The following is a 20155-nucleotide window of genomic DNA, read 5'->3' on the forward strand; positions in this document are numbered from 1 at the left end:
CCAAAAAATATAGAGTATGGACAAACAGGGGTTTCAAGGAGTATTTCTTCTTGAATTATTTTGTTTGTCAAAAAACGGGTTATATTATTAAATAATGAAATTGTTTAAATACAAGCTGTCAATAGCTCAAATTGAAAACTTGCTAATTGGCTGTATTTTCTATAAACTGGCTTTTGGGGCGAAATAAACTTGGCACACCGTAAAGGTCTTGGTTTTTTGAAAATATGCTAAAGCATGGGAACGGGTCTATTTGAGTCTATTGTCTGATTGTTTTTTAATATAATAGAATACAAGGAAAGCGGAGGTTAAATTGTGGCAAAAAAGAAGAAAAAACTAAAGATTATACCCCTTGGTGGGCTGGGTGAAATAGGGAAAAACATTACTGTTTTTGAGTACGGTGATGATATATTTGTTGTTGACTGCGGTATTGCTTTTCCGGAAGACGATATGCTGGGAATTGATCTTGTTATACCGGATATATCATATTTGACTAAGAACAGGGAAAAGGTAAAAGGTATTGTTCTCACTCACGGACATGAGGATCATATTGGTGCTTTGCCTTACGTTCTAAAGGATTTGAATGTTCCGGTATACGGTACAAAGCTTACTTTGGGGCTATTAGAGCAGAAGCTTGAAGAACATGGACTTTTAAACAGTGTGGTTCTTAATGTTGTTCAGCATTCTGATGTAATAGAGCTGGGATGTTTCAAGGTTGAGTTTATCCGTTCTACTCACAGTATAGCAGACTCAATGGCTCTAGCTATTTTTACCCCTGTAGGTACGGTTTTCCATACCGGTGATTTTAAAATTGATTACACGCCTATAGAGGGCGAGCCTATTGATTTGGCAAGGCTTGCTGAGCTTGGAAAGAAGGGCGTATTACTCCTTATGTGCGACAGTACCAACGTTGAAAGACAAGGTTATACGATGTCGGAAAAAACCGTTGGGGAAACCTTTGATGAGATATTTATGAATGCAAAAAACAGGATACTTGTTGCAACCTTTGCATCCAATGTCCATAGAATTCAGCAGATCGTGAATGCTGCAATCAAATTCGGAAGAAAGATTGCCATATGCGGAAGAAGCATGGTGAATGTGGTAAATGTCGCTATGGAACTGGGTTATATGAATGTACCGGAAGGGGTAATTATTGATATAGACTATGTAAACAAATATCCCCCGGAGAAATTGGTTATAATTACCACGGGAAGCCAGGGTGAGCCGATGTCTGCCCTGACGAGAATGGCTTCCGGAGACCATAAGAAGGTTGAAATTATCCCAGGCGATCTTGTCATCATTTCCGCAAATCCTATACCCGGAAATGAGAAACTGGTTTCAAGGGTAGTAAATGAGCTTTTCAAGAAGGGAGCAGAAGTTATATACGAATCCTTGGCGGATATTCATGTTTCAGGTCATGCAAGTCAGGAAGAACTGAAGCTTATCCACAGACTGATAAAGCCGAAGTACTTTATGCCGGTACATGGAGAATACAGGCACTTAAAGCGCCATGCAAATCTTGCTGTTGAGCTGGGAATGTCTTCGGAAAACATTTTTATTATGGACATTGGAAAGGTCTTGGAGCTTACCAATGACTCCGCAAAGATAAACGGCAGCGTAAATTCCGGAAGAGTGCTGGTTGACGGCCTTGGAGTTGGAGACGTAGGAAACATAGTTTTGCGGGATAGAAAGCATTTGTCCCAGGACGGACTTATAGTTGTAGTTATTACCATAGAGGGAGATACCGGCAATGTAATTGCAGGACCCGATGTTATTTCCAGAGGTTTCGTATATGTGCGTGAGTCCGAAGACCTTATGGAGGAAATAAGAGAGGTATGCAAATTGGCTCTTCAAAAGTGCGAGGATAAGAAAAAGAACGATTGGTCCACAAAGAAAAGCATTATTAGGGATGCATTGAGAGATTTCCTCTATGAGAGAACCAAGAGAAGACCGATGATTCTTCCTATTATTATGGAGGTATAATAAGGGTTTAAAAATTAATTTATTGAAATATTAAAAAATATAATACGAGGATTTTAAAAAGAGCCCGGCATGAAAATAATGACAAGCTTCGGGCTCTTTTTGAACTATTACATAATAATGATATTTTGAGTAAACTCCTGACCGGCTTTTCTAAAGGCAGGATTCTTATAGCACATTACATAAAGGTCGGTGGACAGGGACTCCAATTCAAGCTTTCTTTTAAGGACAGGGTCGCAGGATTTTATGAAATCTGCAGTCTTTAGCACCAGAGGTATTGACGATTTCTTCTTTATTTGAGAAAGAAGCTGTTTTCCTTTTGAATTAAAGCCCAAAATCCTTGCATATTGAGGACTGTCAAAGCGGCTAAGCATATTTATATCTTCTGAGGTTACTCCCATAAGTATGCCCATAAGTATCCTCTGTACTCTGGTCCTAGTATATCTCCGGGTGCATATGCCTTCTATAAGCTCTTCATATGTACCTGCGGCATCGGCAGCACTTTTTATCCTGTTTTCAAGCCCTTCCGAAACATAGGCAAAGACTTTTAGTTGCTCCGGTGTCATTTTTCGGATAAGGGAAGTGATAATAGGATAAAAATCCTCTTTAAAAATAGGTCCCCTTCCGGCATGAATCTCTTCAAAAAGGACGTCGATGCTTGATTTGGGCAGTGTTGTGGCAAGAACATTATCTGAAGAGGACAGATTTTTGGTAGAAATATATTTTCTTATTGACGATGCACTGGAAATGCTGCCGGTTATGTTTTCTGTGTTATAATCATTATTAATGCGCTTTATTGTAAGTGGCGTTATATTGCTTTTTATGCGTTTTAAGGCCTTTAGATATTCTATACCCAGGATATTGTTTGATGAAGCGATTATTTCAGAGATATTGATGTCTGATATGGTTTTTAATGCTGCGTATTTCTTTAGGGCCGATTCGCGGGCGGCAGGGTATGATAAACCCTTGTCGAGCTCTTTCTTTAGATAGGATTTGTAGGCCTCGGGTTCATCTACAAGAATTTGGGCAATGTAGTCCAGCTCTGCAACATCTCCATGTTCGCTTCCAAAGCATATATAGTCCACTATTCCTATATCGTTTAAAATTCTTACGGCTCCGGAAGCAAAATATTCCGCGCTGGCCATGGCACAGGCAAGAGGCAGTTCTATTACAAGGTCAATACCTGAGGATAAGGCCATTTTTGCCCTTGCCCACTTGTTTACAATTGCCGGCTCTCCCCGCTGGATGAAATTGCCGCTCATAACACAAACGGCAAAGTCAGCTCCACTTGTTTTTTTCGACTCCTCAAGATGATAAAGATGTCCGTTGTGAAAAGGATTGTATTCCACAATCAAACCCAAAACCTTCATTGGTGCCTGTCCTTTCAATTAATTTATTTAGTATATTATACATCAATGCTTTGGGTAAAAAAGACGGGCCAGACTTTACAAACCGGCTTTTTTAAGACGTCCTTTTGTAAAGGCTGGCCTTGTCTAGCCTCTTTTTAATTTTACTTCATGGATTCTTCAAGAGATTGTATATTGGACATTACAACTCTTCCTTTTATGTCGCACAGCGGCTGGTTTTTTTCCGATAAAACCTTTTCAAATTCCTGAATTGAATAGTCCAATTGGCTGGAAAGTTCCTTCTGTTCTTCCGATACAACATTTTTATAAATATTCCAGATGCTTTTGAGGTTTTTCATATCGCTGTCTGCCTGTTCCCAATTGGCCGTCATTGCGTTAAGCATTGCATTTCGGGTGTAGTACCGAACCCTCTTTATTTCAGGAGAGGTTTCGGTCCTGTAAAGGGAATAGAAATCCGGTATATAGGCGTATAAGTAACTTGCAGCAAGCAGGGTATTGGTCTTGTTTTTGCTGATTATAGTATCGGTAAGGCTGTTTAGAGCAGTACTAAAGCCATCTATAAGATCCCTGCTGGCATTGTTTTTTGCAGCCAAGGGTGTATAGCTGTTCCACTCATAGTGCAGAGTATTTATGATTTTGTCAATTTCTTTCCAAGGGTCTTTTTCCTCTTCTTCCATGCCGGTAGCAGATGGCTGATTTTTCTGGCCTGTACTCTCATTTTTGGTGTCGCCGTTTTGCTTTTCTTCGCCTTCACCGTTTTTATCCTTTGAACTATCATCTTTACTTCCTTCGTTTTTTTGACCTTCATTATTGCCTTTAGAGTTATCGGCTTTTTCCTCGGTCTTTTTTTCGGCCTTTGGGTGCTCCTCATTACCGTCTTGTGTTTTTTGCTGTTTTTGATTCTGCTTTTGCTGTTTGCCACTTTTTAGCTCTATTGCCGGTCCGTCCAAAGTTGAAAATATTCTTTCAATATTGTTTTCCAAGTTTTCCAGTTGTTCCGGAATTTCATCTCCTTGATTTTCGCTTCCAAATTGCTGCTGTTGGATTTCCGGATTTTTATTTGCATTGTCGCTTTGATTTTTACTGCAGCCGCTAAAGATTAAGGATATGATTATAGGAACCATCCAGCAATTTTTGGCGGTATCTAGCACTTTTCTCATAAACATCAAGCATTAAAGCAGAGTTTAACGCTTTTTCCTCCATTCTTTATAGTTTTAAGGTGTTTTAAGAAATTTTAATTTATAAAGAATTTTGTGTTTAATTTATATATTTATTAAGTAAAGCTATTATTTATATTATTTCATAATAATGATTAAAAATACTGATGCGGCCAAGCTGTGAATAATGAAAAAATTACATAAAGGTTTTTCTGTAGTTTTTGTTGAAATCAATATTAAACTACGCAAATTGTTTGGCAATTAAAAAATGTAAAAAGTGAGGGGAATTTTCTAAATGTATGTTACTGTAAATTTATTGTCCAAAAGATCTGGAGAAATCAAGAGTTTTTTAGAAAGTTATTATCAAAAGGAGTTGGATATGGATAAGGATATCGAGCATTGGATTTATGTCTATTATAAACCGCTTCAAGCAATTGATCTGATAAGCACAGTAATTGACAACTGTGACAAACACAAGATGACACTTCTAATTCAGGTGAACAGAGGCGACATTCATACAGTAACATACGAAAACTGCAACGATATTATAAAGGCATTGTTATACTTGTATTATAGGGAAGGGGATACATATCAGTCTGAAGAAATGTAGAAAGTTTCAATAAAATGCATTAACTGCGGTTTTACTGGAAATACTTTGTTAATGAAGCTGTTCTGGAAAACAGTGATGATATTAGCAAAGGAGTGGGTGTTATGGAGGAATTTGAACTTAATATTGAAAACAGAACAAAACTGGGTACGTTGGCATCAAAAAAGGCAAAAAGGGAAGGGAAGATTCCCGGAGTTCTTTATCAGGCAACGAAAGTATCCCGATAAGCTTGATAGAAGACGAGATAAGGCCAATTATCGATAAAAACGGCAGTGATGTGTTGGTAAATTTGAATTTAAACGGAAAGAAAATAAAGGCTAAAATACAGGAAGTACAGAGAAAGCCGATTGGCGATGATATTCTCCATGTGGATTTGATGCCTCTTGATAATGAAAAAGGAGATTCATTCGGATTACATTAGAATAAAACCCATATATGGAAATCAAAAAGCACCTTAAGAAAAATTTAAGGTGTTTTTTAATTTATATGCTTATACATCTGTTTACTTGCTTTGCCGGGAATATTGCAATATAATTTTATTTGCGGTCTTGTAAAGTCCGGCATATAGGAGGAGGCATTATTATGCTTTTTGAAACACTAAAGTCCGTAGGGGATCTGTATACGGTGCCTATGGAGATGGCGCAGAAAAGACTTGACAGCCTCACAAAACCATTGGGGAGTTTGGGGAGGTTGGAAGATATCATTAAACGGCTTGCAGGTATAACCGGCGAGGTTTTCCCATGCGTGGATAAAAAAGCAGTTGTTATAATGTGTTCTGATAACGGCGTTGTAGAAGAAGGTGTGAGTTCTTGTCCAAAAGATGTAACCTCTAAAGTAACGAGAAACTTTTTTCGAGGAATAACAGGCATAAATGCTTTTGCAAAACATACAGGTTCCGATATTGTGGTTGTTGATATTGGAGTGGATGATGACATTGACTGCGAGGGACTTGTAAAACGTAAAATCAGAAAGGGTACTTGGAATATCGCAAAAGGGCCTGCAATGACACGTGAGGAAGCTATAAAGGCTATAGAGGTTGGAATTTCCACTGTGGAGGAATTGAGTAAGAAGGGGATTAACCTTTTGGGGACGGGAGAAATGGGTATCGGTAATACCACGACCAGCAGTGCGGTTTCCACAATCTTGACAAATTCAAAAGCAGAGGATATGGTGGGAAGAGGAGCAGGGCTTTCGGATGAAGCTCTTTGGAAAAAGATTTCAATAGTTAAAAAGGCAATAGAAGTAAACAGGCCTGATGCAAGTGACCCCATCGATGTTCTTTCAAAAGTGGGAGGATTTGATATTGCAGGTCTTGCAGGTTGTTTTATCGGTGCTGCGGCATATAGGATTCCTATCTTGATTGATGGATTTATATCTGCAGCTGCCGCTTTGGCAGCTGTGAGGATAGAGCCTAAGGTTATAAATTTTATTTTTCCTTCCCATGGTTCGGCAGAGCCCGGAAGTAAGAAAGTTTTGGAGGTATTGGGACTTGAGCCTATGTTGAATCTGAAGATGAGAGTTGGGGAGGGGACCGGTGCGGCACTGGCATTCCATGTTTTTGACTGTGCATTGTCGGTATATAAAAACATGGGCACATTTGAAGATGCATATATCGAGCAGTACCGGCCCCAGGGATGAATAAGATAAATTTAATACGGTTGTGAAGGATTTTCGTTGGTATTGAAGAATATTAGAATTAGGTAAGTTTATATGTCATTATACTTACAAGGAGGATTCGAGATGGACAGCATTGGTGGTAGAAAGGTATGCAGTTTCTGTGGTGAAAATATTGCTTCAGATTTTAAGCGTTGTCCTTACTGCGGCAGTTTACTTGATTTTGAGGCCAGTTATTTGGATGATGATTCTTTAGAAGCATTTGATACGATAAGTGAAGATGTCGATACTGATAATAGTGCATACAAGTTTGACAAAACTATCAACGACAGTACCTATGTTGCCGATTTTACGAGAAGTGCAGTTTCCAGTGAAGAGTATGTGAATTACAATGATGATGATTTCGCATTTAAAGAGGCATTGGCGGACAGAGAAGCTTTGAATAACAGTCCGTATGCTCCTTTGCAAAGTGATAATTTTAGCAAAAACGCCGGAGAGCAAAAAAACGAGCCCGAGATTCAGTACGCCAATCCGGCAGAGCCTAAACCTATTAATGTCATAGTGGATAAAATGCAGGCCGATAATAAGAAAAGGCCTCTGGGCAATGGTATGAAAGTTTTTATGGTAACACTGTCCAATCTTGTACCTGGAATAGGGCAGCTTTTCGGAGTGATTTCGTCTATTGTGTTTATGAATACAGAAGGAGATACAGACAGAAAATCCTTTGGAACAGCCCTTTTGGTTTCATCTGTTATTTCCTTTGTTGTATCAATGGCCGCTTTTGCTTTTTTGACATTATGTTTGGCATAAAGCTACTGAGGTTTTTAGAATGCATGGGGTTTTGAATGCAAATAAGTGACGAACGGTTATGGGATGATGTTTATGGGAGACAAGAGGGAGCTTAGAAAAGAAGCTCTGAATATTAGAAAAGAACTTTCGGCTATGGAAGTTGTCCAAAAGAGCAAATTGATTACAGAGAAGCTAATATCCTTTGACGGATTTCATAAAAGTAAATGCATAATGGCTTATATGGATTTTAAAAATGAGGTTATGACCGGTTTTTTGATAGATCACTGCTTAAATCTTGGCAAGACTGTAGTCTTGCCTCTTATTGATTCGATGGATGGTGTAAAGAAAATATTTCCGTACGCATTAATAGACAGAGAAAGAGGGCTAAAGCCCGGTACTTACGGTATTTTGGAACCGGTAAAGGAGTTTTCGGAAAGAATTGACCCTAAAGATATCGACCTGGTTGTAGTGCCGGGAGTTGCCTTTGACGTAAAAGGAGGAAGAATTGGCTATGGCGCGGCTACTACGATGTTTTTCTAAGGGAGGTACGGGAGGATTGCCTGAAAGTGGGAATTGCTTTTGAGATACAGGTTTTTCCGAGTATTCCTAAAGAAGAACATGACATACTGATGGATGCGGTTATTACCGAAAACAGAATATATCTTTGACAGTAAATTGTCCGGATTAAAAATGATCCGGACAATTTTTATAATATTTTCCTTTGGCATATATATTAGTTAGCATCAACTAATCGGGGTATCCGGCAATGGAAAACAGGGACTCAAAATCAAGGGTAATTGTAAAAAAATATAAGGGGCAGAAAAAGGTTGAAGAGGTTTTGGCTAAAATTATTCAACTCTTTTGGCATAAAACGGGCAGGTGATTTGGGCTATAGGACAGCCAAATACGTTTTTGCAGCAAATACCGTAAGAAGATTGCTTGAGGCTTTTGAAAGTTCAGAAACTCAGCCGGAAAACGGGATTTTAATTTACGTGAATTAAGTCAAAGGAAGGGGTGAGATGCTTATTAGAAAAGATGAAGTCTTGGAATCCTATAAGGCAGGTATTTATGTCCGCGAGAGCAGGGATGACAATGAAGAAAACTATGAGACCATAGAAACTCAAAGAGACTTGCTCATTGATTATGTAGAGAAGAATGGATTGGGTGAGGTTACGGGGATTTATATTGACGATAATGTGTCGGGATCCGGTTTTGAGAGGAAGGGAATTTACGAGCTTAGACGTGATGTGTTGGAAGGCAGGATAAATCTTCTGGTGCTAAAGGATTTGTCCAGGCTTGGGAGAAATAATGCCAAAACCCTATTATTCCTTGATTTCTTGGAGGAAAACGGGGTGAGGGTTGTTACTTATGACGGCAGGTATGACAGCCTCAAGGATAATGATATTGTGGGAATTGAGACGTGGTTTAACGAGCGCTACATCTTGGATATCTCAAGAAAAATACGGGCGAATTTAAGATTCAAGATACAAAAAGGAGAGTACATAGGGCATGCCCCTTTGGGTATGAAAAATCGCCTTACGAGAGAAACCGGCTGATTGTAAACAAGGAAGAGGCGGGGGTTGTAAGAAGAATATACAGTCTTTATAGAGAGGGGTATGGCTATAGTTATATCGCAGGCATATTGAACAGTGAGGGGATAAAATCACCTTCGAAGGGCCTGTGGAATCCCATTGCTGTTAGAAGGATTCTTTTAAGCAGGGTTTATACCGGGGATACAGTACAGGGAGTTAGTGAAAAAATCAGTTTTAAAAGCAAGAAGACGAGGCGCTTGCCAAAAGAGCATTGGGTGATAACTGAGAATACCCATGAACCTATTGTTTCAAGGAGGAATATGAAGAGATACAGAGGATGAGGAATAATAAAAATGTAAGGACAGGTCCCCACAAGGGCATTATGCATGTGTTTCGCAGCATCATATTTTGTGGAGCCTGCGGAAGCGTTATGTTTGCAAGAAAGCGGCATAACAGGCCTATGAACTATATTTGCAGCAGTTACGGTAAAGCAGGACGAACTGCGTGTACAAGCCACAGTATAAGAGAAAAGGATCTTTATGAGATTGTTTTGGAGGATATTGAAAAACTTTTAGATGATGAGAAGATGTCAAATAAAATATTGCAGAAGCTTGAAAAGGGTAAGGCAACGGAGGATTATGAAGTTATACGCAAAAAACTTTTGAAGCAGATGGAGACAAAGCAAAAGCAGCAGGAGATTCTGTATCAGGATAAGCTTGAGAACAAGATATCCGAAAGCCTTTTCTTGAGGATGAACCAGCAGCTTGAAAGCAGGATTTCGGCTATAAAACAGGAAATTGATCAATTAGAAGCAAGAAAAACAGAGTGCCATGACTTGGGCGACAGGATTGCGAAATTAAAGAATCAAATTGCAAATAACGGTATTACCAATGAGGTTGCTAAAACAATGATAAACAGGATAGTAGTTTTTGATAAGGGCGATAGTTATGAGGAAGAAAAATGGAAACTGAATCTTACAAAGAAGGAAAAAGAATACATTGTGCTGTATGGCGCGATTTTAATTGAATACAGTTTTTGATATATTATTATATTTTTGTAAAAGATGTTAAGAAGTTTTTTGCTTTTTGTGTGACAGGAAAAAACTTTTTTTTTGTCGAATATACTATTTATAAAACCAAATTTTATCATGTAAATTCCCTTCATATCAGAATGCAATTTTATGAAAAATACCTTTGAAAAGGCACGGATAGGAGGTCCGGGCCTTAAAAAACATTGTTACATGGAGGTAATCAATGAGACTTGTCGGCGTAAATTCATTAAAACCGGGAGATGAGTTGGCAAGGCCTGTATTTACTGCAAGCGGGAAAATCATCTTAAATTCCGGTATGGTTCTCAAGGAAGCTTATATAGAGAAATTTAAACAACTGGGAATAAACAGGGTCTATATAGATGATGTGAGATTTGAAGATGTAAGGGCAGTTCAGCCGATTGACATAACGACAAGAAACGAAGTTGCTAAGGTGTTGAAAAATGCATACACAAAGATACACAACTCAGAGGAAATAGACGAGTATACCATAAAAGATGCCGCAAAAAAATCGTTGATTATGTCAGGGAGTATAGAGACAAAGGGATAAGCATGCTTTCCATGGATGTTGTTGATGAGTATGTTATCGAACACAGTGTTAATGTGGCGATAATAACAGCCTATATTGGAAACCGGTTGTCATATACGTTCAACCAGCTCTGTGACCTTGTTGCGGGAGCACTGATCCATGATTTGGGGCGGGAAAACTGTGCCGAAGAGAAGCCGGAACATGTTGAGACAGGCTTTGAAATGATGCGGAAGCTAAGAGGCATGAGTTTGAACTCTTCAAAAGTTTGCTATGAGCATCATGAAAATTTTGACGGAACAGGCTATCCGAGAAAATTGAAGGGAACCGGTATTTCTGATTATGCAAGGATTGTGCGGGTGGCAGACTACTACGACAATGTTCTGCACGGTAGTGAAAACAACGGTGTTTCGGTTATGCCCCATCAAGCTTTTGAGGTCATTCTGGCCGTTTCGGGTAGTATCCTTGACCCTGACGTTGTGCAGGTGTTTCGGGATACCATAGTTTTTTATCCTGACGGATGCACTGTTAAGCTCAGCAACGGAATGTGCGGTGTTGTGATACGGCAGAATATTGGAAGCCCGCAGAGGCCTGTGGTGAGGGCATTTACCGATAATGACATAATAGGAGATTTTAATCTTTTGGAGGACCTCACTTTGTTTGTTCAAGATATTATTCTGTCATAGAATAATATCTTGGGACATCTTCAAAAGGTAAAAAATCGCCCGTAAGCTTTATACCCGGGCGATTTTTGCTTTAGCTTCTTGGAATGAAATGAAAGAGGCTAAAGCCAAGGGACTCGATGTCCCGAGCTTTTATTGTCAACCCAATATGAATCGGTCCATAAGTTTGTAGCCTTCATTAAAGACAGCGCCTGTCTTTGCTGCCTGCAATTCGTCATATCCGGTCACACCGGATTTTTTCGGTTTTGCCTTCTGATACAAAAGGAAAGGAACCGGCTCGGCAGTATGTGTCCTTAAGGACAAAGGCGTAGGATGATCCGGCAAAATTAAAATTCTGTAGTCATCATACTTTTCAAGTCCTTTTATAATTGTGCCCACAACATGCTCGTCTATCAATTCAATTGACTTGACCTTGTTTTCAATCTCATGTCTGTGACCGCATTCGTCCGGTGCTTCTATGTGAAGATACACAAAGTCCTGCCCGGATTCAAGTTCTTTTAGTGCTGCCTCGGCTTTTCCGTAAAAATTGGTGTCGATGTTTCCGGTTGCACCTTCAACTTCAACATTTCTAAGCCCGGCCAGAATACCTATTCCTTTGATTAGGTCAACGGCAGAAATAACGGAGCCGTTTAGCTTGTACTTGTCATAAAACTTAGGAATACTCGGCTTTTTACCCTCTCCCCAGAGCCATATGGAATTGGCAGGACGAAGTCCTCTGCTGACTCTGGCCTTGTTGACAGGATGGTCCTTTAAAATATCATAACTTTTAACCATCATGTCCAATAGCATTTTTGTGTTTTCTCCGGAGGGAAGATAACCGGTGATTTTCTTTTCCAGTATGTCATGGGGTGGAGTAAGATTCAATCCTGTAGCACCGTTCTTCCACACCATGCAGTGGCGGTAGCTTATGCCGGGGTAGAAGCAGATGCGTCATTTTTAAAATGCCTGTTTACTTCATTAATAAGTTCTCTTGCTTCCTCAGAAGATATTTCATCGGAACTGTAGTCAATCATGGTTTTTTGGTCATATTCTTCATTTTCTGACAGTGTGACCAAGTTGCACCTTATGGCTACGTCCGTTTCCGACAAATCAATACCCATACTTATCGCTTCAAGGGGCGAACGTCCGGTATAATAAACCTTTGGATTGTAACCCATGACAGAAAGGTTTGCAGCATCACTTCCCGGCGGAATGCCATCCGGGATGGTCTTTACCATGCCCACCTCAGCGTTTTGAGCAAGATAATCGATATTGGGTTTTTTGGCATATTGCAGAGGTGTTTTATTGTCCAGTTGGGAAAGGGGATAATCGGCCATTCCGTCTCCCAAAATCAATACATACTTCATAAAATCAATTCCTTTAACTTAATTTTATATGGATTATGATATTTTAACCATTTAATTATAGCAGACTTTAAAAAGTATGCAAAGAATAGAAGACATAAATTTAAAATTTGATTTGGCGGTAATAATAATCTATAATTACTTTATGGCAATAAAGACGTGGATAAGAGGATTCAATTACATAGAAAGCAAATTAAAATAGAAGTAAGTTTATTTATATTAGAAGAAAAGGGAGTAATAAGAAATGATAGGCAATTTTATAATTGTAGACGGTCATGTACATACTTTTTCGTCGGAAGAGATTTCTTTGAAAATATTGCAATCTTTCAACAAAATGTACGATATAGAATTTGAAAATCCTGGAACGGGGACTATTGACGACGTTTTAATCAACATGGAAAATGAGGGGATAGACTATACCGTCATGGCTAATTTTGCGCCGGCTAAAATCCTTCATTCCAACAACAAGTGGACTCTTGAAGAATCTCGGAAACATCCGAATCTTATACCTTTGGTAAGCTTTCATCCGGATATGGATGAATCCTTTACGAGCCTTCTTGACGAATATATTTTAGATGGAGCGAAGGGAATTAAGCTGCATCCTATGGCACAGGGATTTGACCCAAAGGATAAAAGATTGGAAGGTATATATGAGTTTTGCAGTGACATAGCTTTTCCAATAGTATTTCATTGCGGCCGGGTGGCAAATGCAAGGCTAAATAGGTTTTCTGATGTGGAAACCCTTGAGCCGCTGATAGCAAGGTATGAAAGTATTCCCTTCATACTTACCCATATGGCTGACGGTAATGTAAAGGATGTTTTAAGGCTTTCAAAGAGCTATGAAAATGTTTACTTTGATACGTCCATTGTTATTTCGGGTTATCCTCCAATAAGAGAAACAAATAAGCCAGCTGGCTTGATGATAGTATACCCGAGGGTGTTATAAACGAAATCGGAGCCGAAAGACTGGTTTTTGGCTCTGATTACCCATGGGGAAGCCCTGCGTGGGACTTAAAGAGGTTCATGGGAATGAAGCTAAGTAGCGAACAGAAAAAGATTATTTTAGGCGAAAATGCCATGAAATTATTTTTAAATAGAGTATATAACTAAGCTCGGGATAAGAATATATAACTTTACTTAGAGCTTGTTGGAGATATACTCTTTTCTTCCTACAGTATTCCAAATTGGCGATGTTTCCGGTATACGTCTGAAAGAAGTTACTCTTATTTTTACGTCGGGTCTGTTTCCCATACTTGCAAGTACTGCGGCAGTCAATACCGCTACCAGGGCATCGTCTTCGGGAAGATTGCTGCTTGATTTGCCGGTCTTGCCTGAGGTATCGGCCGGATTACCGGTAAGCCGGTTGGTGTCCGATGTTGAAGATTTCGACTTTCTGTTGATAAAAACAAACAGTCCGATAATGACAACGAATACTGCCAATGCAACTAATACGGTTACGATGTTAGGATTATTCATACTTTACCTCCTCCCAAAAAGATAAATATCTCGATTAATTTACTTGTGATAAACCATACATACCTAAAACTTATCATAATGCCGCCGGCAAGTCAACAGATATTCTATGGCAAAAAAAAGCTACTAATAAATTTTGTATTCACAACAGAATAAATTTGTTATAATATACAGTAACAAAATAATGCATTCTAATATATTAATACCGATAATACAGATAAAATGATATTATTTTATATGCATTATTTATTTATAAATATACATTATTACTATTAGGGGGATGATTATGAGACAGGAGGACAGGCTTGCTATCAATGAGATCAGAGAAATGCTTAAAGTTTTGATTGAAGAGAATGAAAAACTTACAAATACTATAAACGAGTTAAAGGAAGAGCAGAAAAAGCTGCAGGAAGAAATAAAAATACATAATATAGTACTAAATAGTTTGCCTATCCGCCACGAAATATTAAACTGAAATTATGTTTATAATTATGAAGAATAGGGTATAGACCTGCTTATAAAAATATTGGGGTGATGGGTGTGAATAATAAAACCAGAGTGCTTGTAATTGACGATGACGTAAATATCTGTGAGTTGATAAGACTGTATATGGAAAAGGAAGGTTTTGAGGTTGTAACGGTATACAACGGCAGCAAAGCTCTGGAAGTGTTTAGGAGTATGGCTCCGAACATAGTTATTCTCGATATTATGCTTCCTGGGGCAGATGGGTGGCAGGTTTGCCGGGAGATAAGGAAAATCAGCAATATTCCCGTAATCATGCTTTCTGCCAAAGGTGAGACTTTTGACAAGGTTTTGGGTTTGGAGCTTGGTGCAGATGATTATCTTGTAAAGCCTTTCGAACCGAAGGAACTGGTGGCAAGGGTAAAGGCAGTGCTTAGAAGGTATGAGCACAAGGACAGTGATGTGCAGGAGATAGTATATCCGAATCTTATTATAAACAAGACGAATTACACACTGAAAGTAAACGGCAAAGAGATGGAATTTCCGCCAAAAGAGCTGGAACTTCTATATTTTCTTGCTTCAAATCCCAATAAGGTGTTTACGCGGGAGCAACTTCTAGAGCAGGTCTGGGGATTTGATTTTTATGGAGATTCAAGGACTGTGGATGTCCACATAAAGAGGCTTAGGGAGAAACTTGACAGTGAAGGTCAAAACTGGCAGCTTAAAACTGTTTGGGGTGTCGGATACAAGTTTGAGGTGAAATAATGCTAAAAACACTATTTAGCAAAATTGTTGTAATATTTATTGCCATTTTGATTGTAAGCACATCCATAACCGGAGCCATGCTTTATATTTTTCTTGGAAATTTTGCCTCTGAGGAAAAGAAAATTTGCTCAGTGATACTGCAGACAGCATAAACAGCATGCTGAATGATTATTTGACTGCTTATTACAACAACTATAACGACCCTATGTTTGCATTCTGGGATGAAATATACCGGAGTATGCTGGATAATGCCCTGGCAAGGGACAGCCAGAGTACCGGATCCATCATTTGGATTGTGTCCCCTGAAGGAGAAATCGGTATAATAAAGGGCAATCAGGCGGTGGTCAAGGAAATAATCCGAAAGCTTACCGATGACACCGGCAAGGTAAGATTACAAAATCCGGCACAATATAAAGACGTTATGAGCGGTAATGTGCCTTTGGTCAGGGAAATGGGGGACTTTTACGGTCTGTTTAAGGATACCAATGTGTCGTGGCTGACTATCGAAAAGCCGTTTCTGTACAATGAGAAGGTTTTGGGGGCTATTTACCTTCATACGCCCGTTCCTGAGGTTCAAAGGGCAAGAAGCAGTGTTTTTAAGTTCTTTATGTCTGCTGTTGCCGTTTCTATAATAATATCAATAATACTTGTTTATATTTTTTCGTTAAAGCTTTCAAGGCCACTGAAAAAGATTAACAGTGCCGCAAAGAAAATTGCGAGTGGGAAATTTGACGAAAGGCTTGATATTTCATCGGAGGATGAGATAGGCGAACTTGCCAGAAGCTTTAACAACATGGCGGGAGAGCTTCAGAATTTGGAGAATATGCGAAGGGGCTTTATTGCCAATGTATCCCATGAGTTGCGGACTCCGATGACTTCAATTCATGGGTTTATAGAGGGGATTTTGGACGGAACCATTCCCCCGGAAAAGGAAAAAGAATACCTTTTAATCGTCCGGGATGAAATAAGAAGGTTAAACAGGTTGACCACAGACCTACTTGACCTTGCCAGAATGGAGTCCGGTGAAATCAGTATAAACCCGGTAAATTTCAATATTAATGAACTTATCCGGCGGTGTATCATAAAGCTGGAAAATTTTATAACACAAAAAGATATCGATGTTGAAGCAAATTTTGAAGAAGAGGATATGTATGTTAGAGCGGATGTGGATTCTATAGAAAGAGTGCTGATAAATCTCATGCACAATGCTGTAAAATTTGTGTGCCGGAACGGAAAGATCAAGGTATCTACCTCTAGGTACAAAAACAAGATACTTGTCAGTGTAGAAGATAATGGAATAGGGATAGATAAGAATGAAATTGACCTTGTCTGGGAAAGGTTTTATAAGTCAGACAAATCCAGAAGTAAAGAAAAAGGCGGCGCAGGGCTTGGTCTTGCTATAGTCAGAAACATAATAAACGACCACAGACAGGAAATTTGGGTTGAGAGTGAGGTTGGAGAGGGAACGAAGTTTTATTTTACTCTAGACAAGGGTAGCAGTGAGAATGCATAAAAATCAATCTTAACAATTTATTCATAAGTTTTTAAAAATCATTTTCTATAATAAAAACAACAAAAGAAAATAGAATGAAATGAAAGGAGAGTTAGGTATGGACGAATTAAATTATAATGGTTTTAGCAATGAGGGAAATGAAATAAACACATTCCAACAAGCAAATAATGCAAATAGCGAAAATATTGTTGATAGTGCAGCTCAAAACATGTCTGAAAATGTCAATGAAAGTGCAGTTCAAAATGTACTTAATAATGTTAGTGAAAATGCAGCTCAGGATGTATTTGAAAATGTTATAGAAAATGTAACTGAGGGCGTAAATGAAAGAGTAATTGAAAATGAAAAGGCTTATGAAGGAAGCCCGGTAGACTTGAGGTCGGCTTCATATTATTCCGAGAGTTATACAAAACCGAAGAAGCGTAAGAACGGTATTTTGATGCAAATGATACTTGTCGCAGTTATGAGCTCTATATTGGGCGGCTCGATAGTTGGAGGATTCTTCATATTTGGAGTTCCGGCACTTGGCCCTTCGGTTCAATCCATATTCAAAAACAATACCAACGTGCAAGGGGGCTTGGATAACACCGGGGAGAATTCGGATTTTTACAGGAAGGTGGTTATTGAGAATTCAGATTCTTCTGTAGTGGTTGCAATAGCTGAAAAGGTTGGGCCTTCAGTTGTCGGTATAAGTGTAAAGTCAACAGCAACCATTAGCGATTTCTGGTTCTTTACACCAAGGGATACCGAATCCCAGGGGTCAGGTATTATAATAAGAAGTGACGGATATATTATGACAAACTACCACGTTATTGAATCGGCCCTGAACGGTAGGACCAATACTCTGATTCCGAATGCAAAGATTGAGGTAATTTTGCCAAGCGATCCGGATACACCTTATCCTGCTACTGTGGTGGGAACGGATTCGAAGACAGATTTGGCAGTACTTAAAATCGAGGCAAACAACTTACCTGCGATTGAATTTGGAGACTCGGATAAAATAAGAGTCGGTGAGCTTGCGGTTGCCATAGGTAATCCCGGAGGCCTGGAATATATGGGATCGGTTACCGTGGGTGTAATAAGCGGTCTTAACAGGACAATACCTATAACTGACGGTAAAGAATTGAAGCTGATTCAGACTGATGCATCGATAAACCCAGGAAACAGCGGAGGTGCTCTTGTTAACTCCGAAGGAAAGTTAATCGGTGTAAATACTGCAAAAATCGGCGGAGACGGTTATGAAGGTCTTGGGTTTGCAATACCTGTAAACAAAGCAAAGGAAATAACCGACAGCCTTATTGAGTACAAATATGTAAGAGGAAGACCATCCATCGGCATACAGATAAACAGCGGTTATACCAAGGAAATAGCAGACCGCTACGGACTTCCGGAAGGAGTGCTTGTCTACAACGTTGAAATATTCAGTGCAGCTTATAAAGCCGGAATTCAAAAAGATGACATAATTACGGAGTTTAACGGTGTAAGAGTAAAGAATTATGATGAGTTGGAAGAGCAAAAGAATAAGTTCAAACCGGGAGATAAGGTTAAGTTGAAAATACACAGGGATGGAAAGGATATTACTGTTGAAGTAACACTGGATGAGCAAAAATAGAATAGAATGTTGTATATAACGGGCGGCTTTCAAAGCCGCCTTTTTCATAGACTTATGTTAAATTATATTAATCGGAAGGATTTTTGTGACGATATGTAGAATAATTATATAAAATGTAAGTGTCAAAACATCTTGCCTGCAGAATATTACCCGAAGCGGAGGTAATTTATGCAAAATAGTTCTGTGCTCTTGTTCATAATTAAGGTTCTTTTCACATGCTTTATACTGGTGTTTTCATCAATTGAATTTGCCCAGACCTCGGACTTCAGGTTTATTATTGTCATAGGGTTTGTTTTACTGTTAATGTTTATTGATTACCTCTCGAAGTCTATATTCCATAAAGAAAATCAAGGAGAATTATTAGCACACGGTGAAAAAATAAAAAAAATGGAAGCGGAATTGGATTCGCTCCATGAAGTATCCAAAATTATTACGTCAACTTTTGATGCAAAAATAATAATGGAACATACATATAATGAACTAAAAAGAATCACCGAATGCGATTGGTATCATGTTTGCTTTGTAGGCAAAAAGTCTTTAGAACCGATATTAGACTATGGGTGCGGGAATGAAATCTTAAAAAAAATAGCGAATATTGATTATGAACAATATGTAAGAAACCTTATAGAGAAAAACTCTTTGTCAGAACCGCAAATTGAAATACTTTCAAACGAAGAGAACCGTGAAATCATGGCAATTTCGTTAAATGTTTCGGATGATTGATAGGTGCAATTTTCATCGGAAGCTCAAAGAAAGGAGCTTTTTCAGAAATTAATTTGAGTTTTTTAAAGAGTTTGGCATGTTATGTTGCTATAGGTATCAGAAATGCTGAAATGTTTAATAATATATATAGTCAAAAGCAAGAAATAGAAGCTTTGTATGAGGAAGCAGCCGCAAGCAATGAGGAACTCAACAGCTATATTAAGGAATTGGATAAAACAAAAGAGGAACTTAATGAAAAAAATATCGAGCTTTTGAGGTTGTTTGACGATATTCAGTATGGTTATCTCCAGACGGTTATGTGCCTTGCCAATTCCATTGAAGCAAAGGATCCTTATACAAGGGGACACTGCCAGAGAGTTATGGAAATATCCTGTGAGCTTGCAAGGGCATTGAAGCTGTCTGAGGAAGAAATAAAGGATTTAAGGTATGCAGCCATATTGCACGACATTGGAAAATAGGAATTTCGGCGAATATATTAAACAAGACGGAGAAGTTGACGGATGAAGAATTCAACGAAATAAAGAAACATCCTATTATTGCATATAATATTCTTAAAGATGTTGAATTTTTGAAAAACGGGTTAAACGGTATACTGCAGCACCATGAAAGATATGACGGAAAGGGATATCCCTATGGGCTTAAAGGAAAAGAAATTTGCATTTTTGCAAGAATAATGTGTGTTGCAGATGCCTTTGATGCTATGACCAGCGACAGGCCATACAGAAAAGGGATGGATATGGAATCGGCCTAAAAGAGATAAAGAGGTGCCGAGGAACGCAATTTGACCCTGAAATTGCCGATTTACTGCTGATGATGGCAGGAGAGGGCAAAACTTATTAATAAATCGGTTTTGACATGACGATGTAAACCTGTGTTTGGTATATGAATAAAATGGATATTATTAATATTGGGTATTAATTTGCCTGATTTAACCATTGAAAATAAATTATTTTATTTTCATTTCACC

19 protein-coding genes and 5 pseudogenes are annotated in these 20155 nt (G+C 38.7%); 20 read left to right on the forward strand and 4 right to left on the reverse strand.

The window, feature by feature from the left end:
* Positions 1-312 precede the first annotated feature (312 nt).
* On the forward strand, positions 313-1980 hold the full coding sequence (locus JCM21531_RS09420) for a ribonuclease J (RefSeq protein WP_038289284.1): 1668 nt from the start codon (positions 313-315) through the stop codon (positions 1978-1980).
* Between the two features lie 107 nt (positions 1981-2087).
* On the opposite strand, the gene JCM21531_RS09425 is transcribed toward JCM21531_RS09420, so the two are convergent.
* A complete protein-coding gene (locus tag JCM21531_RS09425; RefSeq protein WP_038289286.1) occupies positions 2088-3347 on the reverse strand; it encodes a nucleotidyltransferase in 1260 nt (419 codons plus the stop codon).
* A 140-nt stretch (positions 3348-3487) separates the two neighbouring features.
* Positions 3488-4510, reverse strand: coding sequence for a hypothetical protein (locus JCM21531_RS09430; protein WP_038289288.1), 1023 nt, complete (start codon positions 4508-4510; stop codon positions 3488-3490).
* A 286-nt stretch (positions 4511-4796) separates the two neighbouring features.
* Between JCM21531_RS09430 and JCM21531_RS09435 the strand changes: the two genes are divergently transcribed.
* The 11 genes and pseudogenes from JCM21531_RS09435 (at position 4797) to JCM21531_RS21615 (ending at position 11303) form a co-directional block, all read left to right on the forward strand.
* A complete protein-coding gene (locus JCM21531_RS09435) occupies positions 4797-5111 on the forward strand; it encodes a hypothetical protein (protein ID WP_038289290.1) in 315 nt (104 codons plus the stop codon).
* A 101-nt stretch (positions 5112-5212) separates the two neighbouring features.
* Positions 5213-5529, forward strand: a pseudogene (locus JCM21531_RS09440) (50S ribosomal protein L25).
* Positions 5530-5690: 161 nt separating this feature from the next.
* Positions 5691-6746: a nicotinate-nucleotide--dimethylbenzimidazole phosphoribosyltransferase gene (gene cobT / locus JCM21531_RS09445; RefSeq protein WP_038289291.1), complete on the forward strand. Its 1056-nt coding sequence runs from the start codon at positions 5691-5693 to the stop codon at positions 6744-6746.
* A 102-nt stretch (positions 6747-6848) separates the two neighbouring features.
* The gene (locus tag JCM21531_RS09450; protein ID WP_038289293.1) at positions 6849-7532 is read left to right on the forward strand and encodes a zinc ribbon domain-containing protein; all 684 of its coding nucleotides are present in this window, start codon (positions 6849-6851) and stop codon (positions 7530-7532) included.
* Between the two features lie 132 nt (positions 7533-7664).
* A pseudogene (locus JCM21531_RS09455) lies at positions 7665-8179 on the forward strand (5-formyltetrahydrofolate cyclo-ligase).
* Between the two features lie 159 nt (positions 8180-8338).
* Entirely contained in the window at positions 8339-8512 is a 174-nt protein-coding gene (locus JCM21531_RS19155) for a hypothetical protein (protein WP_162149309.1), read from the forward strand.
* Between the two features lie 18 nt (positions 8513-8530).
* Positions 8531-9067, forward strand: coding sequence for a recombinase family protein (locus JCM21531_RS21595; protein ID WP_243467490.1), 537 nt, complete (start codon positions 8531-8533; stop codon positions 9065-9067).
* 35 nt (positions 9068-9102) lie between these two features.
* Complete coding sequence (locus JCM21531_RS21600) at positions 9103-9384, forward strand: recombinase family protein (protein WP_243467505.1); 282 nt, start codon at positions 9103-9105, stop codon at positions 9382-9384.
* A complete protein-coding gene (locus tag JCM21531_RS21605; RefSeq protein WP_243467491.1) occupies positions 9381-10082 on the forward strand; it encodes a recombinase zinc ribbon domain-containing protein in 702 nt (233 codons plus the stop codon). Before JCM21531_RS21600 ends, JCM21531_RS21605 begins: the two co-directional genes overlap by 4 nt.
* A 214-nt stretch (positions 10083-10296) precedes the next feature.
* Positions 10297-10641 (forward strand): hypothetical protein, encoded by a 345-nt coding sequence (locus JCM21531_RS21610; RefSeq protein WP_243467492.1) that lies wholly within the window; start codon positions 10297-10299, stop codon positions 10639-10641.
* Between the two features lie 11 nt (positions 10642-10652).
* Positions 10653-11303 (forward strand): HD-GYP domain-containing protein, encoded by a 651-nt coding sequence (locus tag JCM21531_RS21615; protein WP_243467493.1) that lies wholly within the window; start codon positions 10653-10655, stop codon positions 11301-11303.
* A 135-nt stretch (positions 11304-11438) separates the two neighbouring features.
* Here JCM21531_RS21615 and JCM21531_RS09470 read toward each other — a convergent pair.
* Positions 11439-12646: pseudogene (locus JCM21531_RS09470) on the reverse strand (cofactor-independent phosphoglycerate mutase).
* Between the two features lie 241 nt (positions 12647-12887).
* Between JCM21531_RS09470 and JCM21531_RS09475 the strand changes: the two are divergent.
* Positions 12888-13753, forward strand: a pseudogene (locus JCM21531_RS09475) (amidohydrolase family protein).
* Between the two features lie 27 nt (positions 13754-13780).
* Here JCM21531_RS09475 and JCM21531_RS09480 read toward each other — a convergent pair.
* Positions 13781-14119 (reverse strand): OadG family transporter subunit, encoded by a 339-nt coding sequence (locus JCM21531_RS09480; RefSeq protein ID WP_038289295.1) that lies wholly within the window; start codon positions 14117-14119, stop codon positions 13781-13783.
* A gap of 283 nt (positions 14120-14402) precedes the next feature.
* On the opposite strand from JCM21531_RS09480, the gene JCM21531_RS09485 reads away from it, so the two are divergent.
* The 7 genes and pseudogenes from JCM21531_RS09485 (at position 14403) to JCM21531_RS24860 (ending at position 19939) form a co-directional block, all read left to right on the forward strand.
* Entirely contained in the window at positions 14403-14591 is a 189-nt protein-coding gene (locus JCM21531_RS09485) for a hypothetical protein (RefSeq protein ID WP_038289297.1), read from the forward strand.
* 59 nt (positions 14592-14650) lie between these two features.
* Positions 14651-15343: a response regulator gene (locus tag JCM21531_RS09490; protein WP_173400180.1), complete on the forward strand. Its 693-nt coding sequence runs from the start codon at positions 14651-14653 to the stop codon at positions 15341-15343.
* Positions 15343-16856 (forward strand): annotated as a pseudogene (locus tag JCM21531_RS09495) (sensor histidine kinase). Before JCM21531_RS09490 ends, JCM21531_RS09495 begins: the two are co-directional and overlap by 1 nt.
* A 97-nt stretch (positions 16857-16953) precedes the next feature.
* Positions 16954-18465: a S1C family serine protease gene (locus JCM21531_RS09500; protein WP_038289301.1), complete on the forward strand. Its 1512-nt coding sequence runs from the start codon at positions 16954-16956 to the stop codon at positions 18463-18465.
* Between the two features lie 168 nt (positions 18466-18633).
* The gene (locus JCM21531_RS24850; RefSeq protein WP_243467494.1) at positions 18634-19188 is read left to right on the forward strand and encodes a hypothetical protein; all 555 of its coding nucleotides are present in this window, start codon (positions 18634-18636) and stop codon (positions 19186-19188) included.
* Positions 19185-19646 carry an HD domain-containing protein gene (locus JCM21531_RS24855; protein ID WP_279379027.1) on the forward strand — a complete coding sequence of 154 codons (462 nt, stop codon included), beginning with the start codon at positions 19185-19187 and terminating at the stop codon, positions 19644-19646. Before JCM21531_RS24850 ends, JCM21531_RS24855 begins: the two co-directional genes overlap by 4 nt.
* A 35-nt stretch (positions 19647-19681) precedes the next feature.
* Positions 19682-19939: an HD-GYP domain-containing protein gene (locus JCM21531_RS24860; RefSeq protein ID WP_279379028.1), complete on the forward strand. Its 258-nt coding sequence runs from the start codon at positions 19682-19684 to the stop codon at positions 19937-19939.
* Positions 19940-20155: the final 216 nt, after the last annotated feature.

The organism is Acetivibrio straminisolvens JCM 21531 (genome assembly GCF_000521465.1).
Taxonomy (GTDB): Bacteria; Bacillota; Clostridia; order Acetivibrionales; family Acetivibrionaceae; genus Hungateiclostridium; species Hungateiclostridium straminisolvens.

Bases quoted from the DNA above. Each gene is read 5' to 3' on its own strand.
- JCM21531_RS09425 (WP_038289286.1), bottom strand. From the start codon at position 3,347: ATGAAGGTTTTGGGTTTGATTGTGGAATACAATCCTTTTCACAACGGA.
- JCM21531_RS09430 (WP_038289288.1), bottom strand. From the start codon at position 4,510: ATGTTTATGAGAAAAGTGCTAGATACCGCCAAAAATTGCTGGATGGTT.
- JCM21531_RS09435 (WP_038289290.1), top strand. From the start codon at position 4,797: ATGTATGTTACTGTAAATTTATTGTCCAAAAGATCTGGAGAAATCAAG.
- cobT (WP_038289291.1), top strand. From the start codon at position 5,691: ATGCTTTTTGAAACACTAAAGTCCGTAGGGGATCTGTATACGGTGCCT.
- JCM21531_RS09450 (WP_038289293.1), top strand. From the start codon at position 6,849: ATGGACAGCATTGGTGGTAGAAAGGTATGCAGTTTCTGTGGTGAAAAT.
- JCM21531_RS21595 (WP_243467490.1), top strand. From the start codon at position 8,531: ATGCTTATTAGAAAAGATGAAGTCTTGGAATCCTATAAGGCAGGTATT.
- JCM21531_RS21605 (WP_243467491.1), top strand. From the start codon at position 9,381: ATGAGGAATAATAAAAATGTAAGGACAGGTCCCCACAAGGGCATTATG.
- JCM21531_RS21610 (WP_243467492.1), top strand. From the start codon at position 10,297: ATGAGACTTGTCGGCGTAAATTCATTAAAACCGGGAGATGAGTTGGCA.
- JCM21531_RS21615 (WP_243467493.1), top strand. From the start codon at position 10,653: ATGGATGTTGTTGATGAGTATGTTATCGAACACAGTGTTAATGTGGCG.
- JCM21531_RS09480 (WP_038289295.1), bottom strand. From the start codon at position 14,119: ATGAATAATCCTAACATCGTAACCGTATTAGTTGCATTGGCAGTATTC.
- JCM21531_RS09485 (WP_038289297.1), top strand. From the start codon at position 14,403: ATGAGACAGGAGGACAGGCTTGCTATCAATGAGATCAGAGAAATGCTT.
- JCM21531_RS09490 (WP_173400180.1), top strand. From the start codon at position 14,651: ATGGGTGTGAATAATAAAACCAGAGTGCTTGTAATTGACGATGACGTA.
- JCM21531_RS09500 (WP_038289301.1), top strand. From the start codon at position 16,954: ATGGACGAATTAAATTATAATGGTTTTAGCAATGAGGGAAATGAAATA.
- JCM21531_RS24850 (WP_243467494.1), top strand. From the start codon at position 18,634: ATGCAAAATAGTTCTGTGCTCTTGTTCATAATTAAGGTTCTTTTCACA.